Raw genomic sequence first — 1,326 nt, 5'->3', positions numbered from 1 at the left:
ACCGCCAAAGTTTACCAGACCGGGCGGTTATTTTTGTGTCTATTTATTGCTCTTAGAACCAACGGTATAACCAAGAGCAAAGCAAGTAATACATAAGCTGATAATGGCTATAAAAAGCTCCGTTGTAAGCATAAGCACAAACCTCCTCGATAGATTTCCAGCAAAGGATTTCTATGTAAACACAAGCTAAAACTCTTGTGGAGAAGGCTAACCGCCTACCGAATAGGGTAGCACCAAGAATATTATAGCAAACATTTGTTCGAAATGCAATGCTTTTGTGGGATTGGATTTGTAGAGATGATGTAGATGAGAGTGGAACTTGGAGAAGTTTGTGAGCGTGGTTCTTCAAACTTGAAACAGTCAGATGTATCTAAAATGAATGGTAAATATCCGATATACGGTGCATCAGGTTATATTGGAAATGTAGATTTTTATCATCAAGATCAGCCATATGTTGCTGTTGTTAAGGATGGTGCAGGAATTGGAAGGACAACTTTGCATCCGGCAAAATCTTCTGTAATAGGCACAATGCAATATCTTTTACCAAAAGAGAATATATTACCAGAGTATCTTTTTTATGTTGTAAAATATATGCATTTAGAAAAGTATTTTACAGGGGCAACTATTCCTCATATATATTTTAAAGATTATCAGCATGAGGAATTTAATCTTGATCCAATAGAAAAACAAGTGAAAATTGTTACAGTCTTGAAAAAATGTGAAAAGATAATTGATGACAGAAAAAAAGAAATGCAATTATTGGATGATTTGATCAAAGCCCGATTTGTCGAGATGTTTGGGGATGTTATTCATAATGATAGAAAATGGGAATGTCAGCAGTTTTCTGATATTACTACTTCAAGATTAGGCAAAATGCTTGATACTAAACATCAGACGGGCACATGTAAATATCCTTATTTAGCTAATTTCAATGTTCAATGGTTTAGATTTGAATTAGGCAATTTGAATGAAATGGATTTTAATGAAAAAGAACGGGAAGAATTTTGTCTTGAGGATGGAGATTTACTTGTTTGTGAAGGTGGAGAGATTGGCAGATGTGCAGTTTGGCACAATCAGATTAAGAAATGTTTTTTTCAAAAGGCACTTCATAGGGTGCGATGCAATCAGGACATAATTTTACCAGACTATTTGTCATGGTGGTTTAAGTACAATTGTGAGAATGGTGGCTTTACTGCTATTGAAGGTGCTAAGGCGACAATATCTCATTTGACAGGTACTAAAATGAAAATGCTAGATGTGACAGTTCCACCAATTGAACTGCAAGAACAATTTGTAGACATTATTCACCAAGTCGACAAATCAAAA

Annotated in this window: 1 protein-coding gene; it reads left to right on the top strand. The window is 35.0% G+C overall.

Going from position 1 to position 1,326, the window contains the following annotated elements; translation table 11 throughout:
* Positions 1-306: 306 nt before the first annotated feature.
* Positions 307-1,326 (top strand): restriction endonuclease subunit S (locus tag H8700_RS05520; protein WP_249304118.1); only part of this gene is annotated, 1,020 nt, incomplete at its 3' end.

It is taken from the genome of Jutongia hominis (genome assembly GCF_014384965.1).
GTDB classification, from domain to species: domain Bacteria; phylum Bacillota; class Clostridia; order Lachnospirales; family Lachnospiraceae; genus Butyribacter; species Butyribacter hominis.
This window is presented reverse-complemented; position numbering and strand designations above follow the sequence as displayed.